Annotated in this window: 14 protein-coding genes; 6 read left to right on the forward strand and 8 right to left on the reverse strand. The window is 64.3% G+C overall.

The features are described 5' to 3' along the window. From Q8P38_08895 to Q8P38_08910, 4 genes are all read right to left on the reverse strand, one after another. On the reverse strand, positions 1 to 441 hold a 441-nt coding region (locus tag Q8P38_08895; GenBank protein ID MDP4014715.1), incomplete at its 3' end, for a hypothetical protein. A 308-nt stretch (positions 442 to 749) separates the two neighbouring features. Then, positions 750 to 1,382 (reverse strand): hypothetical protein, encoded by a 633-nt coding sequence (locus Q8P38_08900; GenBank protein MDP4014716.1) that lies wholly within the window; start codon positions 1,380 to 1,382, stop codon positions 750 to 752. Positions 1,383 to 1,596: 214 nt separating this feature from the next. After that, positions 1,597 to 2,211, reverse strand: a complete 615-nt coding sequence (locus Q8P38_08905; protein MDP4014717.1) for a DUF1566 domain-containing protein — start codon at positions 2,209 to 2,211, stop codon at positions 1,597 to 1,599. A gap of 214 nt (positions 2,212 to 2,425) precedes the next feature. Next, entirely contained in the window at positions 2,426 to 3,055 is a 630-nt protein-coding gene (locus tag Q8P38_08910) for a DUF1566 domain-containing protein (protein MDP4014718.1), read from the reverse strand. A gap of 264 nt (positions 3,056 to 3,319) precedes the next feature. Here Q8P38_08910 and Q8P38_08915 point away from each other — a divergent pair, with 264 nt between their 5' ends. From Q8P38_08915 to Q8P38_08930, 4 genes are all read left to right on the forward strand, one after another. Continuing rightward, positions 3,320 to 3,811, forward strand: coding sequence for a YajQ family cyclic di-GMP-binding protein (locus Q8P38_08915; protein ID MDP4014719.1), 492 nt, complete (start codon positions 3,320 to 3,322; stop codon positions 3,809 to 3,811). 84 nt (positions 3,812 to 3,895) lie between these two features. Beyond that, entirely contained in the window at positions 3,896 to 5,806 is a 1,911-nt protein-coding gene (locus Q8P38_08920; protein MDP4014720.1) for a 2-oxoacid:acceptor oxidoreductase subunit alpha, read from the forward strand. After that, positions 5,803 to 6,873, forward strand: a complete 1,071-nt coding sequence (locus Q8P38_08925) for a 2-oxoacid:ferredoxin oxidoreductase subunit beta (GenBank protein ID MDP4014721.1) — start codon at positions 5,803 to 5,805, stop codon at positions 6,871 to 6,873. Before Q8P38_08920 ends, Q8P38_08925 begins: the two co-directional genes overlap by 4 nt. 24 nt (positions 6,874 to 6,897) lie before the next feature. Further along, on the forward strand, positions 6,898 to 8,076 hold the full coding sequence (locus tag Q8P38_08930; GenBank protein MDP4014722.1) for an acyl-CoA dehydrogenase family protein: 1,179 nt from the start codon (positions 6,898 to 6,900) through the stop codon (positions 8,074 to 8,076). 31 nt (positions 8,077 to 8,107) lie between these two features. Here Q8P38_08930 and Q8P38_08935 read toward each other — a convergent pair whose 3' ends face one another. Then, positions 8,108 to 9,109, reverse strand: coding sequence for a polyprenyl synthetase family protein (locus tag Q8P38_08935; GenBank protein MDP4014723.1), 1,002 nt, complete (start codon positions 9,107 to 9,109; stop codon positions 8,108 to 8,110). Between the two features lie 374 nt (positions 9,110 to 9,483). On the opposite strand from Q8P38_08935, the gene Q8P38_08940 reads away from it, so the two are divergent. Next, complete coding sequence (locus Q8P38_08940) at positions 9,484 to 10,080, forward strand: hypothetical protein (GenBank protein ID MDP4014724.1); 597 nt, start codon at positions 9,484 to 9,486, stop codon at positions 10,078 to 10,080. Between the two features lie 110 nt (positions 10,081 to 10,190). Then, entirely contained in the window at positions 10,191 to 10,745 is a 555-nt protein-coding gene (locus Q8P38_08945; GenBank protein MDP4014725.1) for a hypothetical protein, read from the forward strand. Between the two features lie 216 nt (positions 10,746 to 10,961). Here Q8P38_08945 and nuoN read toward each other — a convergent pair whose 3' ends face one another. The 3 genes from nuoN to nuoL are packed head-to-tail and all read right to left on the reverse strand — an operon-like array spanning position 10,962 to position 16,017. Continuing rightward, positions 10,962 to 12,521, reverse strand: coding sequence for an NADH-quinone oxidoreductase subunit NuoN (nuoN, locus tag Q8P38_08950; GenBank protein ID MDP4014726.1), 1,560 nt, complete (start codon positions 12,519 to 12,521; stop codon positions 10,962 to 10,964). Further along, a complete protein-coding gene (locus Q8P38_08955) occupies positions 12,518 to 14,080 on the reverse strand; it encodes an NADH-quinone oxidoreductase subunit M (protein ID MDP4014727.1) in 1,563 nt (520 codons plus the stop codon). Before Q8P38_08955 ends, nuoN begins: the two co-directional genes overlap by 4 nt. Next, entirely contained in the window at positions 14,080 to 16,017 is a 1,938-nt protein-coding gene (gene nuoL / locus Q8P38_08960) for an NADH-quinone oxidoreductase subunit L (GenBank protein ID MDP4014728.1), read from the reverse strand. Before nuoL ends, Q8P38_08955 begins: the two co-directional genes overlap by 1 nt. Between the last annotated feature and the right edge of the window lie 6 nt (positions 16,018 to 16,023).

Raw genomic sequence — 16,023 nt, forward strand, 5'->3', positions numbered from 1 at the left:
CAGTTCATCCTTGGACGGTAGGAACCAGTCATTCTTCCCGCCACCGGCGTGGTTCTTCGCCGCCCACGCCGCCGGAGCCTTCTCCGGTGTGTCACACGCGGTATTACTGGTTATCGCGGTCGTGTTCGCCTCCCCCGTACCAATCGCCGTATCAGTCGCAATACTGGTAGACGCGCACGCACCGGTCCCCCACGCCAAGCGCGGGTCCTTGCCGTCGTCGTACCAGCCGCGTGGTGCGGCCTCGTAGCACACTCCCTTCGCTGCGTCGTGGTAGAAAATCGTCCCTCCACCCGGGCCGGGTTCGCCCACTACACACGCTGGGGCCGATGTGGTGGACGTCGTGGCGACGTCGCGTGCTGGTTCGGTCTGGCTGGAGCACGCGGCCATTACGAGAGCGATGCTGGCGGCGAGTGCCGCGATTCCTGTTGCCTTCAGACGCATACGGGCAGTGTCTCAGCCGTCACTCTGTGACGCAACCCTTCGGCGTGCCTCAGCTTCTTTGATCGCGTGACCTCGTGTTGGGGGGAGGCTTGCCTGTTATGGAAGGCAAGATCGATATGGCCGCGAGACGGCTCGGCGGATGTTGACCGGCCCGAGGCTGCCGAACCCGGCCGAGCAGGTCGACGGGCGCACACCGCGCCCGCGAGGCTTCAGCGACGACGCCAGAGCGCTTCCGCGGATGGGGAAGGGGGACCCCACGTATAGATCAGGAGAGCCAACGAATGACGAGTAGATCAGTAGTTGAGTAGCTAGAAAGCCCGGACTGGCCGAACCCGGTAGGTGAAGAACTTGCTGTCGAAGTTCTGGTCGCCATTGACGAAGACCTGGAACCGCGCGAAGCGCGCAACGAACTGCGACGACGACCAGTAGCGGTCAACGACGGTGAACCCGCCAACAGTGGTTTTCTGTGCGTACAACTGATTCAGTTCATCCTCGGACGGCAGGAACCAGTCGTTCAAGCCGCCGCCTGCGTAGTTCTTAGCCGCCCACGCTGCCGGAGCCTTCTTCGGTGTATCACACGCGGTATTACTGGTGATCGCGGTCGTGTTCGCCTTCCCCGTACCAATCGCCATCCCAGTCGCGCCAGGAATATCCTGGTTGCTGCACGTACCCGCGGCTCCCCCACCGGTCCCCCACGCCAAGTTCTGGTCCTCGCCGCCGTACCAGCCGCTTGGTGCGGCCTCGAAACACTCGCCCCCCGCTGCGTCGTGGTAGAAAATCGTCCCTCCACCCGGGCCTGGTTCGCCCACTACACACGCTGGGGGCGACGTGGTGGGCGTCGTCGCGACGTCGCGTGCTGGTTCGGTCTGGCTGGAGCACGCGGCCAGTACGAGAGCGATGCTGGCGGCGAGCGCCGCGATTCCTGTCAGCTTCAATCGCATACGCGCAGTGTCTCAGCGGTCACTCTGTGACGCAACCCTTCAGCATGCCTCAGCTTCATTGAGCGCGCGGGCTCCTGTGGGGGTCGGCGCGTCGCCTTCAACCTGTCAAGAAGGGCGCCCACGGAAACGACCGGAAAGCCAAGAAGTTCGCGGCCGCCCTACCAGCGGCCCCCGAAACCGAAGAACGAAGAACAAGTGATGAATGGCTGAATCGCTAAAAAGCCCGGACCGGGCGCACGCGGAGGGTGAGGCCCTTGTAGTCGCTGATCTGGCCGCCAGCGCCGAGGTTCTGCCACCACGCGTAGCTCGCACCGTTCTGCGACGAGGACCAGACGAGGACTCCGGCGAACCCGCCAACAGTGGTTTTCTGTGCGTACAACTGATTCAGTTCATCCTTGGACGGTAGGAACCAGTCACTCCTCCCGCCACCGGCGTAGTTCTTAGCCGCCCACGCCGCCGGAGCCTTCTTCGGTGTATCACACGCGGTATTTCTGGTGATCGCGGTCGTGTTCGCCTCCCCGTCACCAATCGCCGTACCAGTCGCAATACTGATAGACGCGCACTTATTGGTCGTCCCCCACGCCAAGCTCGGGTCGCTGCCGCCGCCGTTCCAGCCACTTGGCGCGGCCTCGAAGCACAGTCCCGTCGCTGCGTCGCGGTAGAAAATCGTCCCTCCACCCGGGCCGGGTTCGCCCACTACACACGCTGATGCCGACGTGGTGGGCGTCGTCGCGACGTCACGTGCTGGTTCGGTCTGGCTGGAGCACGCGGCCATTACGAGAGCGATGCTGGCGGCGAGTGCCCCGATTCCTGTTAGCTTCAATCGCATACGCGCAGTGTCTCAGCGGTCACTCTGTGACGCAACCCTTCAGCGTGCCTCAGCTTCATTGAGCGCGCGGGCTCCTGTGGGGGTCGGCGCGTCGCCTTCAACCTGTCAAGAAGGGCGCCCACGGAAACGACCGGAGAGCCAAGAAGTTCGCGGCCGCCCTACGAGCGGCCCCCGAAACCGAAGAACGAAGAACAAGTGATGAATGGTTGAATCGCTAAAAAGCCCGGACCGGCCGCACACGGCCGGCGTAGCCCTGGCTGACGACGTTCAGGGCGCCACCGACGAAGCCCTGGCCCCACGCGTTGCGCGCACTGGCCTGCGACGAGGACCAGTAGCTGCCACCGGCGAACCCGCCAACAGTGGCTTCCTGTGCGTACAACTGATTCAGTTCATCCTTGGACGGTAGGAACCAGTCACTCTTCCCGCCACCGGCGTAGTTCTTCGCCGCCCACGCCGCCGGAGCCTTCGCCGCTGTGTCACACGCGGTACTACTGGTGATCGCGGTCGTGTTCGCCTCCCCGTCACCAATCGCCGTACCAGTCGCAAAACTGGTAGACGCGCACTTACCGGTCGTCCCCCACGCCAAGCTCGGGTCGCTGCCGCCGCCGTTCCAGCCACTTGGCGCGGCCTCGAAACACCGCGATCCCGCTGGACGATTCATGTCCTTGTAGAAGATGCTGCCGCCACCAGGACCGGTGTCACCCACCCGAAGCGACGAACACGCCGACTCCGCAGGCCCGCCGGCCTCTCGGAGAGGTTCGGTGTCGGTCGGCGGGGAGCACGCACCCAGCGCCAAGGCCACACCAACACCAAACGCCGCGATTCCTGTAAACCTCAATCGCATACTGGCAGTGTCTCAGCGGTCACTCTGTGACGCAACCCTTCGGCGTGCCTCAGCTTCTTTGAGCGCGTGTGGTGGAGTGGTGCCTCACCCATTTTGAGCGCGTTACCTCTGTTGGGGGAAGAGCCGAAATGACCCACGGATACGTCAGGAGAGCCTGGGGAATCACCGCGCCTAGAGCAGAGGATCCGGTCCTTCGCAGCACCAAGGGCCAGTCGGAGGCACAATGGGTATGACAATCCGGCAACCAGAAGGAGCGGCATCCGCATGGCCGACAGCTCATTCGACGTAGTCAGCAAGGTGGATCGCCAGGAGGCGGACAACGCACTGAACCAGTGCTCCAAGGAGCTGCGGCAGCGGTTCGACTTCAGAAACACCGGCGCGTCCGTCGAGTGGGCCAGCGATCTGTCAGTCCTCCTGCGAGCCAGCACCGAGGAACGGGCCCTGGCGGCACTGGACGTGTTCGAGGAGAAGCTCGTCAAGCGCGGGGTGAGCTTGAAGTCCCTGGAGGCCGATGACCCCAAGCCTTCCGGCAAGGAACACCGGATCACAGCCACCTTCCAATCCGGGCTGACATCCGAGCAGGCCCGGTCAATCTCCAAGATCATCCGGGAAGAGGGGCCCAAGGCCGTCAAGATCCAGATCCAGGGAGACGAGGTCCGCGTCTCGGGCAAGAAGCGCGACGACCTGCAAGCTGTGATCTCGCTGATCAAGGAGAAGGACTTGGACTTCGCGGTCCAGTTCACCAACTACAGGTGATGTGACTGTTACCCGCGGAGTGGGGCACAATCGGTATCAAAGCCGACTCCCCGCCTTAGAGCCGACGGACTAGGACAAGGTGAAGTGAGCAAGAAGACTGAGCAGCGCGACCACGTCATAGTCCGTTTCGCTGGAGACTCCGGCGACGGGATGCAGCTCACGGGGGACCGATTCACATCGGCCACAGCGTCCTTGGGCAACGATCTGTCGACTCTCCCGGACTTCCCGGCTGAGATCCGGGCGCCAGCGGGAAGCCTCGCCGGAGTGTCGGCGTTCCAGATCCACTTCGCCGACCACGACATCCTGACACCCGGCGACGCGCCCGATGTTCTCGTGGCGATGAACCCCGCCGCGTTGAAAGCGAACATCGGCGATCTGTCAGTCGACGGCCAGCTGATAGTCAACGTGGACGAGTTTGACAGCCGCTCCCTGGCGAAGGCTGGATACGAGACCAACCCGCTAGAGGACGGATCACTGGACTCCTACAACGTCAATGCCGTGCCGCTGACTTCGCTCACGGTCGGCGCGTTGGAGCCGTTCGACATCACCAAGAAGGAAGCCGAGCGGTCCAAGAACATGTTCGCCCTCGGACTGGCGTCGTGGCTGTACAGCAGGCCGACCGAGCAGACTCGCCAGTTCCTGACCGAGAAGTTCGGCCGCAAGCCGGAGATCCTGGCGGCGAACCTCGCGGCGTTCGAAGCTGGCTGGTCATTCGGTGAGACGACTGAGTCCTTCGCGGTCCGCTACGAGGTGAAGCCCGCCAAGCTCCCTCCAGGCACTTACCGCAACGTCACCGGCAACTTGGCACTGTCCTACGGGCTGATCGCCGCCCGCGTCCGCTCGGGCCTGCGGTTGTTCCTTGGCTCGTACCCGATCACCCCGGCCTCCGACATCCTCCACGAGCTGAGCAAGCACAAGGATCTGGATGTGATGACGTTCCAGGCCGAGGACGAAATCGCGGGCGTTGGGGCGGCACTGGGCGCGGCGTACGGCGGGGCGTTGGGGATCACGACCACGAGCGGGCCGGGACTCGCGTTGAAGTCCGAGATGATCGGGCTCGCTGTCGCGCTCGAGCTGCCACTAGTCGTGGTCAATGTCCAGCGTGGAGGCCCCTCGACCGGATTGCCAACCAAGACCGAGCAGTCCGATCTGCTGCAGGCCATGTTCGGGCGAAACGGCGAGGCTCCCGTGCCTATAGTGGCGCCGCAGTCACCCGGAGACTGTTTCGACGCCGCGATCGAAGCAGCGCGCATCGCGACCAAGTACCGCACCCCCGTGCTGCTTCTCTCGGACGGGTACCTGGGGAACGGGACCGAGCCATGGCGGATCCCAGATGTTGAACAGCTGCCACGCCTGGACGTCGAGTTCGCTTCAGGGCCAAACGCGGTTGACGACGAAGGCAACGATGTCTTCTACCCGTACAAGCGCGATCCAGTCACGCTAGCCCGCCCCTGGGCCATCCCGGGAACTCCGGGGTTAGAGCACCGTCTCGGCGGGATCGAGAAGGCCGACCTCACCGGCGAGATCTCCTATGACCCCGACAACCACGACCGCCTGGTGCGGATCAGGCAGGCCAAGGTCGACGGCATCGCGTCGGACATCGCACCACTGGCCGTCGATGATCCGACCGGAGACGCCGAAGTCCTCGTACTTGGTTGGGGCTCGACCTACGGCCCGATCGGCTCGGCGGTGCGGAGGCTAAGGCGCACAGGCCACTCGGTCGCACACGCCCATCTGCGCCACCTGAACCCTTTCCCAGCCAACACGGGCGAAGTCCTGCGCGGGTACAAACGCGTGGTGATCCCGGAGATGAACCTGGGACAGCTCCGAATGCTGATCCGGGCGAAGTACCTCGTCGACGCCGAGGGCTACAACCAGGTTCGCGGCATGCCGTTCCGGTCCGAGGAGTTGGCTGAAGTGATCCTGTCCACCCTCGCTCCGTCCGCCGACACGTCCGAGAGACCGCCCCACGCTACACAGGGAGGTGCGCGATGACATCTGACGCGAGCTTGCGGTTCCCGGTGCTGAACCTGGTACCGAAGGCCGCTGCCAAGCAGAGTGCCCGGGACTTCAAGAGCGGTCAAGAAGTGAGGTGGTGCCCAGGCTGCGGCGACTACGCCATCCTCGCCGGAGTCCAGAGCTTCCTGCCCGCCCTCGGCATCAAGCGCGAGAACGTCGTGTTCATCTCCGGAATCGGCTGCTCCAGCCGGTTCCCCTACTACATGAACACCTATGGCATGCACTCCATCCACGGCCGCGCGCCCACGATCGCGACAGGCCTGGCGGTTTCTCGCCCCGATCTGTCGGTGTGGGTGGTTTCCGGCGACGGTGACTCGCTCAGCATCGGCGGCAACCACTTGATCCACGCGCTGCGCCGCAACGTCAACATCAAGATCCTCTTGTTCAACAACCGGATCTACGGGCTGACGAAGGGGCAGTATTCACCCACGTCGGAACAGGGCAAGATCACCAAGTCGAGCCCGATGGGATCGCTGGACTATCCCTTCAACCCGGTTTCGCTCGCCCTGGGCGCGGAGTCAACGTTCGTGGCTCGCACGATCGATAGCGATCGCAAGCATCTGGTCTCGGTCCTATCCGCGGCAGCCGCCCATGAAGGGTCGGCGCTTGTGGAGATCTACCAGAACTGCAACATCTTCAACGACGGCGCGTACCAGAATCTCAAGGACCCAGACACCCGGGATGACGACATGATCAGGCTGGAGCACACTCAGCCGATCCGATTCGGAAGCGACGGCGACAAGGGCGTAGTGCGCCGCCCTGACGGCACGATTCGCGTCGTCAGCGTCTCCGACGTGGGTGAATCCGCGCTGCTCGTACATGACGTCCACGCCCCCGACCCAGGGGTAGCGTTCGCCCTGTCTCGGCTCGCCGATCCCACGACCTTGCGTGACACGGCCATCGGGGTCTTCCGGGACGTCCACCGGGCATCCTACGACCGGCTCGCCCGCCAACAGATGGAGGAGGCCGGGAAGCACGAGGGTTCGGACGAAGACGCCCTGGCCGACCTGCTTCATGGCAAGGACACCTGGGAAATCGCCTGACCGGCAGCCCCGTAGCCTGTCTGCGTGACATTCCTGCCGGACCCATTCCAGACCCCCGAACGCCGGGCGCTCGCCGCATCAGTGAACGGCTTCATGGCCGAACACGTAGCCCCGAACATGCCCGAATGGGAGGAACAGGGGGAACTCCCACTGTGGCTCCACGCCGAGGCCGCCAAGGTCGGACTGCTGGGGATCGGCTACCCGGAGAACGTCGGGGGCAGCGGCGGAGATGCCATAGATCTGGCCATCGTCCTTGAGGAAACGCTGCGCGCTGGGGGCAGTGGCGGTGTCATGGCGGCACTGTTCACTCACGGCATCGCCACTCCGCACATTGTCGATGAGGCCCAGCGCCGTCTCGACCGTGGTGACCGAGCGGGTGCCGACTACTTGCTCGACCACTTCGTTAGGCCCGTTCTCGCCGGCCAAGCCCTGTCGGCTCTGGCGGTCACCGAGCCGGATGGCGGCTCTGACGTGGCTCACCTGCGGACGCGAGCCACCCGCCACGACGGTGAGCTGACGATCTCAGGCGCCAAGACCTACATAACCAGCGGAGCTCGCGCTGATCATGTCGTCGTGGCGGTACGCACCGGGGGGCCGGGCGCCGCTGGAGTCTCGCTGGCCGTCGTTGAACGAGGAATGCCTGGCTTCAGCGTCACTCGACGGCTCGACAAGATGGGCTGGCGGTGCAGCGACACCGCTGAGCTAGCGTTCGTGGACGTCCGCGTCCCCGAGGCCAATCTGCTCGGCGCCGAAGAGGGGTTCGCGTCTCTGGCCCGACATTTCGTCACCGAACGCCTAACCCTTGCCATCACTGGCTACGCCACCGCCCAGCGATGCCTGGATCTGACGCTGCGCTGGTGCCGAGAGCGCGAGACCTTCGGCAGACCACTGATCACCCGGCAGGTCGTTCGGCACACGCTGGTCGAAATGCACCGGCGCACTGACGTGGCGCGCCGCTACTCGCGCGAAGTCGCCGTAAGGCATGCCGCCGGTGAGGAAGTGACTGCCCTGGCCATACTCGCCAAACAGACTGCGGTCGAGGCATGCGAGTACGTCGTCGACCGCGCGGTTCAGCTGCACGGCGGCGCCGGGTATATGCGGGACAGTGAGGTCGAGCGCCACTACAGGGATGCGCGCATCCTTGGAATCGGAGGCGGCGCCACGGAAGTCATGACCGACCTAGCCGCGAGGCTGCTCCTTTGAGGGCTGGGGTCCCGGCTGCGGCGCCAAGCCCTCAGAACGTGCGGGCCACCGCATAGTCGCATAGCTGCCTCAGCGCGGCTGTGGCAGCGACGTCAGGCAGTCCAGCCAGGCACTCCCTGGCTTCGTCAGCTCTTCGATGAGCTTCGGCGCGGGCCAGATCCACGGCTTCGTGATCGCGCAGGAGCTTCAGGGCTTCAGCGTGCTCGTCATCGTCAGTCAGCGGACGGGAGAGCAGTTCCCGCAAACGCTCGTCGCGCGGGTTGTCGCCTCCCAGCACGATCAGCGCGGGCAAGGTCGCAACCCCCTCTCGAAGATCGGTCCCCGGCGTCTTGCCTGACTCGTTGGACTCGCTGGTGATGTCAACCAAGTCGTCAGCCAGTTGGAAGGCCACGCCGATCCGCTCACCGAACGCGGTCAAAGCATCCACCGTTGCTTCGTCGGCGCCGGAAAGAGACGTGCCGAACTTGGCGGCCGTGGAGATCAATGACCCCGTCTTGTCAGCCAGGACTGACAAGTGGTGGTCTATCGCGCCCTCGCCTTCCAGTGGGCCCTGAGTCTCGCGGATCTGACCAACACACAGCCTCTCGAACGTTTGCGCCTGCAACTGGACGGCTTCCGAGCCCAGACTGGCCAGGATCTCCGAAGCGCGAGCGAAGAGGAAATCCCCGGCGAGGATCGCGATGGTGTTTCCCCAGCGCGCGTTCACCGACTCAGTCCCGCGTCTGCGGGGCGCCTCATCCATCACGTCGTCGTGGTACAGGGTCGCTAGATGAGTCAGTTCAACTACGACCGCGGCTGGAATGATCCCCGGCGAGGTCGGGTCGCCGTATTGAGCGGCCAGCAGCACCACCATGGGACGGAAACGCTTGCCTCCGGCGTCCAGAAGGTGATGCGAGACTTCTGACACCAGGGGGTTTTCGCTCTTGACCGCATCGGCCAGGGCAGCTTCCACACTGTCCAAGCCAGCCAGGATTCGCCGCTCCAACTCGGCGTCCCCCACGTTGAAACCGCTTGGCGCCTGAACTTTGGCCATTCCACGAGGGTAGGCGATGCCACCGACGGGAGCGAAGTCGTGTCAGTAGGCCGACGTTCCTGCGGTAGGCCGACGTTCTACTGGGGGTCCCCCTTCCCCAGAGGGGATGCCCCTACCCGGCGAAGCCGGGGAGGGGGAGGGGTTTACCGGCTCATCAAAGTCGAGGGTGTGGTCGGGATCTGAACCCGGCTGTCTCCAGCAGGCATGGGCGATGTGGTCGGTGAGTCGATTGAGCCGACTGCGCGGGCATCCGGCGTGAGCCAACGCGTCCGCTTGACACCCCCCCCCGGAGGAGCTACGGTGCGTGGTCAACGGGTGACGGCGTGTGGTGAGCGTTCCCGCAGAAGCAAGTTGCACGAAAGGACGGCGTGATCATGCATTTCAACGTGAGAGGCAACGGTAGGTCAGTCCAGATTGCGGTGGCGTTGACTGGCGCCCTTCTGCTCGCGGCTTGCGGCGGCACCGCTGACGACGCTGTGCGACGAGAGGCCGGCCCCCGGGAAGCCCAGCACGGCGCGGAGGCCGTGGCCTTCCAAGAAGCCGCGCAACCGTCTGGCTCCGCCGAGGAGGCCAGACGCCGAAGCCGCCTTGTGGGCGGCAAGGCCAATGGACCCAGTCCGTCCGGGTGTCGTATCAAATCGCATAACCCACACCTCTCGCATCACAAGAAGGGGAGAGTGAACGTCGGGGCCACCGCGAAATGCGAGGCCTACGTCAGTGCATTGCATGCCGAGTCACAGCTCCAGGAAACCGCCTGGTACGGCTGGGCCGATATCGGCGTCCCCGGATCGAAGACGATCTTGGTCTCCAAGTATGTGAGGGTCTACGGCCACGACAAATGCCATGTGACCGCCACGTACAGGGGCAAGGGGTACGGGCGGAGCATTGAGAAGAGCGGGACGTACGAACGTGGGAAGGTTGGCAAGAGCTGGTACGCCGTCCGCTGCACCGTCACGGGGAAGCGGAACTGAGCGCGAGTATGCGGCAAGCGATAGCGTGCCCACATATCAGGCAAGGTGTCTCGCTGGTGCTGTGTCTGCAGCTGCTTGTGGCGGGCTGCGCGTTCAGAGAGGGGTCGAACATGGCGTCTGAGGAACCTGGAGAGGTCTCGTTTCCTCCCGAAGGGCCTGAGTTCCTTCTCGTTCGGCCCGTGTCGGACTCGCCGCCGGAGGCGGTGATAACGCGCGCCGACGGCGGGTCCTTCGAGCCGGAGCTCATGGCCTATGTGTGGGCGGTCGACGGGGAGCTGGTCAAGCAACAGCCGCCGAACCCCGTGGTATGGCCGACTCCCCAGGGCCCGCTCAAGGGCGCGACACTGAGCTTCGGCCACGTCGCTTCACCGTGGGAGGTGGACATGCGGGTGTTCCGAGGCGGACTGGGTGCTGACGGCGTCCCTTCGAGTGAGCCGAAGATCGTGACAATCTGTGATCAATCGGTCGGCAGCAGGCTTCCCTGCCGCGACGATGATGGATGGTCACGGGCATTCAAGATCCCGGAAGCGGCCGACAGTCGTGACTTCTCACCCTACGTAGTCGTTTTCGCGCAGTGGTCAGTGCTTCCGTCGGACGGCCCGCGCTTGGGAATCGATGAACCCCCGCCCAACTTCACCGCGTCGTGGATCCTGCGCACCCGCTGAGCGCCCGACCGCCATCCCTTCTCCGACAGCCATCGCAGACAGATGGCGCGAATCCGGGTCTTCGCATTAAGGGGCTCTTCACAAATGAGGGTGTAGGGGTGGGGGCGGGTCGATCGCCGAAGCCGGACCCGGGCGCCGGTGCTCGGACACGGCGGCGCGCACGCGGCGCGCACGCGGCGCGCACGCGGGGTGGCGCGGATGCCTTGACTCAGGCGGTCAGCGAACGAAAAGATCAGCCCGGCTCGCCAGGTCCAGGATGGGCTGAGGGAAGACTCCAAGCACTATCGTCGCCAGCGCCCCGAACCCGATAGCCAGGCGAGTGTAGGCGCTAGGCACGGCGATCTCGGCGGGCTCGGACGGAGGTGCGGAGAAGAACATCACGACCACAACCCGCAGGTAGAAGAAGGCCGCGATCGCGCTCGCCAGGACCGCGCACAGCACCAGCCAGCCCGCTCCGGCGGTAGCGGCGGCCGCGAACACAGCGAACTTCCCGACGAACCCAGCGGTCAGCGGTATCCCCGCGAATGACAGTAGGAACAGGGTCAAGGCCCCGGCGATCCACGGACTGCGCCGTCCCATCCCCCGCCATTGGTCCAACGTCGACGCTTCTCCGCTTGGGCTCCGAGCGAGGGTCAACAGTCCGAAAGCGCCAACCGTCGCCAGAGCGTAGGTCACCAGGTAGAACATCGTCGCGGTCAGGCCTTCCGGACTCACCGCGATGACGCCCAGTAGCAAGAACCCGGCGTGGGTGATCGAGGAGTAGGCCAGCAGGCGCTTGATGTCAGTTTGCGCCAGAGCTATCACTGAGCCAAAGAAGAACGTAAGTATGGCGATCGCCCAGAACGCTGGACGCCAGTCCCAGGCCGCTCCGGCGAACGCCACGTACATCAGACGCAGGAACGCCCCGAACGCGGCGATCTTCACGCCCGTCGCCATGAAAGCAGTGATCGGAGTGGGCGCTCCCTGGTACACGTCCGGGGCCCACGAGTGGAACGGGACGGCCGACACCTTGAAGAACAGTCCGACGCACAACAGGCCCATACCGCCGAGGAACAGGCCCGACATCGCTGGCTGCGCTGTCACAGCGGTGGCGATCGCGCTGAGAGTCACGCTGCCCGCGTATCCGTAGATCAGGGCAGCGCCGTACAGGAAGAACGCCGACGAGAACGCCCCCAGGATGAAGTACTTCAGACCCGCTTCCTGACTGAGTAACCGGCGCCTCCTGGCCATTCCGGCCAGCAGGTACAGCGGCAGGCTCATGATCTCCAGCGCGATGAACATGGTCACGAGGTCGTTGGCCGCCGTGAACAACAGCATGCCCCCGACTGAGAACAGGAACAGCGGCCAGATCTCGGTCTGCGAGTACCCGCGTGCGGTCAACTCCCGCTCGTCTGTCGTACCGGGCATCGCCGACGCTCGTGCCGCGAAGGCATCGCCGGAGGGGTCCACGCGCCTCTCGGCCATGAGCAGGGCCACAAGGACGGCGATCAGAAGGATCGCGCCCTGAAGGAACAGCGCCGGACCGTCGATCGCGATGGCGCCGCCGACGACCAGTTGGAACGAGCCCGCGGCCAGAACCACCATGGCGAACGCGGCGATAAGGGCCGCGAATGTCAGTGTGAGCTGCACCTGACGGCGGGCTGACCGGCCCAGGAACGCCTCCAACACCACGCCGATCGAGCCAGCGGCCAGCACGATGGCGATCGGGGCTACCTGGAGCCACGCGATCTCGGGGAACGCGATTGGTTCAGCGATCACGGCTGCGATGGAACTCACGGCTCAACCCTCCCCAGGCTGTCGGCTTGGACCGGGTGTGGCGGGTCGGTCACTCCTACCCACTCCATCGTGGTCCGGACAGCCGGGTTGATCACTTCGAGCACTGGGCCTGGGAAGAAACCGAGCACGATCATCAAGGCCATCAGAGGCGCGAGCGCCCATTTCTCCCGACCGGACAAGTCATGCATGCCCTTGACTGACTCCGCGGGCGCGCCGGTCATCGTGCGCTGGTAGAGCAGCAGCACGTACAGCGACGCGAGGATGATCGCCACAGTCGCCGCCGCGCCCAGCCACGGGTACCGAGAGAACGTGCCCACCAGAACCAGGAACTCAGAAAGGAATGTCATCATCCCCGGCAAGGCCAGGGCCGACAGCCCGGCGACCAGGAAGAACCCAGCCAGCACAGGAGCGACCTTGTTGACTCCACCGAAGTCCGCCACGAGCGACGACCGGCGCCTGGCGATCATGTAGCCCAGCACCCCAAACAGCAACGCGGTGCTTATCCCGTGGCCCAGCATGTAGAACGCCGAACCTGACTGTCCCTGGGATGTGAAGACGAATATCCCCAGCGTGATGAAGCCGAAGTGCGAAAGCGAGACATACCCGAACAGCCGCTTGATGTCCTTCTGGCCGATGGCCACCAGCGCCCCGTAGAAGATCCCGATGACGGCCATCGCGATGACGATGGGCGCGAACGACTGGGACGCTTCGGGGAACAGCGGCAGAGCCAGGCGCAGCATCCCGAAAGTGCCAATCTTGTCCAGCACCCCAATCAGCAACGCCGCCGTGCCTGGAGTCGCCGATCCAGAAGCGCTCGGCAGCCAACTGTGAAGAGGCCAAAGCGGAGCCTTGATGGCGAACGCCAGGAAGAACCCCCAGAACAGCCACCCCTGCAACGTCGGGTCAATCTCGATCGACAGCAGGTCGGGCAGGTACATCGTCGGGTACCCGAAGGCCTGAAGCGAGACGTACCAAAGCACCGCCAAAGCGGCCAGCATCACCAGGCCGCCGACAAGGCTGTAGATCAGGAACCTGATCGCCGCGTACGCCCGTCGACCGGTCCCGTACCTCCCGATCATGAAGTACACAGGGATCAGAACGGCCTCGAAGAAGACGTAGAACAGCAGGACGTCGAGTGAGGCGAACACTCCGATCACGAATGCCTCGAGCACGAGCATGAGCGCGAAGTAGCCCTTGACACTGCCCTGCGGCTGCGACCCATTGGACAGTCCGGCGGTGACTTCCACATCGTTCCAGCCGACCATGATGACGATCGGGACCAGCAGCGTCGCCAGCAGGATCAGCACCAGCCCGATCCCGTCCACGCCGACGGAGTATGTGATGCCGAGGGTAGGTATCCACTGATGGGTCTCTACGAACTGGAACGCCTGCGTTGAGCCGGCATCGTAGGCGATCGCCAGCACGACCGCGATCGCGAAGGTGGCTGTCGCGACCATGAGCGCGACGCGCTTGGCCACGGCCGGCTGCCCGGACGGCAGGAACGCCACGACGACCGACCCGACCAGGGGCACGAGTCCGAGGACAGTCAAGATTCCCATCAGATCACCCTCGAAACCACGAGGACGCCGCCGAGTAGCAAGACCCCGAAGACCATGATCAACGCGTAGCTCCTAATGAAACCGCTCTGCACCAGCCGCAATCGCTCACCCGCACCCGCGAATGCCGCGGCGACACCACGCACAGCACCGTCCACACCGCTGCCGTCGAACCACACCAGTAGCCGGGTCAAGTACTGGCCCGGCCGCATGAACAGGGTCTCGTTGACCGCGTCGTCGTACAGGTTGTGCCGGGCGGCGACGGTTAGCGGACTCACCTGCTTCGGCGGCGACTCGGGCACCTCCCGCGCGGCGTACTGCCTCCAGGCCAGCACGATGCCCACAGCGATGGTCGCCAAAGTGATGCCTTGCAACAGTCCCTCAGCGATGGGAAGTTCACCGGCTTCGAACCCGGTGATGGGCTCGAGCCAGGACTCAAGATCAAGCACGTACACACTGATCAACCCGCCGAACAGTGCGCCGAAAGACAGCAGGATCATGGGAAACGTCATGACCGCGGGGGATTCATGCGGATGAGCGTCGTCCGTCCAGCGCTTCTTGCCGAAGAAGGTCATCGCCAGCATGCGCGTCATGTAGAACGCTGTTAGCCCCGCAGCGAAGATCGCCGCCACCCCGGCCAACCAGTTCTGACTCAGGGCGGCCTTGATTATGTCGTCCTTGGAGAAGAACGAGTCGAACGGCGGAATTCCGGTGATTCCCAGGTAGCCGCACACGAATGTTCCGAAAGTCACGACCATCACGGCACGCAGCGCGCCGAAGCGGCGCATGTCCAGCTGGTCCTTCATGGCGTGCATGACCGAGCCCGCTCCAAGGAACAGGTCCGCCTTGAACATCCCGTGCATCAGCAGGTGGAAGATCGCGAAGACGTACCCGGCCGGCCCGAGACCCGCGGCCAGGAACATGTACCCGATCTGGCTCATGGTCGACCCGGCGAGGGCCTTCTTGATGTCGTCCTTCGCGCAACCGATGATGGCGCCCATCAGCATCGTGATAATCCCGACCGCCAGAACGAAACTCAGCGCGGCGCCGCTCAGGTCGAAGATCGCGTTGCTACGCACGATGAGGTAGACGCCCGCCGTGACCATGGTCGCCGCGTGGATCAGAGCCGACACGGGGGTCGGGCCTTCCATCGCGTCAAGCAGCCATGCCTGCAGGGGGAACTGGGCGCTCTTGCCGACAGCCGCTAGCAGCAACGCCAGACCCAGGACGGTCAGCGTCGTGCTGTCAGCGTTCTCCGCGCCAGTGAAGACATCCGAGAACGCCACCGACCCGAACGTGACGAACATCAGCATGATCGCGATGCCCAGCCCCACGTCACCGACACGGTTCATCACGAAGGCCTTCTTCGCGGCCACCGCTGCGGAGTCCCTGAACTGCCAGAAACCGATCAGCAAGTAGGAAGCCAGGCCGACGCCCTCCCAGCCCACATACAGCAGCAGGTAGTTGTCAGCAAGAACCAGAAGCAGCATCGCGGCGACGAACAGGTTCATCATCGCGAAGAACTTGCGTCTGTCGGGATCCTCGGCCATGTAGCCGATCGAGTAGATGTGTATCAGGGACCCAACGCCGGTGATCAGCAGCACGAAGACCAACGACAACGGATCCAGGCGCAGGGCGAAGTCAGCGTTGAAGGTCCCAGCGAAAGCCCAGTCCCACAGGTCCAGGGTTACGATCCGGTCCTGAACCGGCAACGACATCATCTGGACGAGCAGCGCAACCGCCAGCGCGAAGGACCCCAGCGGCATCACGACACCTAGCAGGTGGCCCCACGCGTTTGTCCTGCGCCCGCCCAGGAACAGTGCCAGCGCACCTACAACGGGGAACGCGACAAGCAGCCACATCAGCGAGAAGCCGCCTCCCGCCGCGCCCGCTGTGATAGCCGAGGTGATCGGTTCGACCGCCTCGTCTGAAATCGACATTGGAAT

It is taken from the genome of Candidatus Nanopelagicales bacterium, assembly GCA_030700225.1.
Lineage (GTDB): Bacteria > Actinomycetota > Actinomycetes > S36-B12.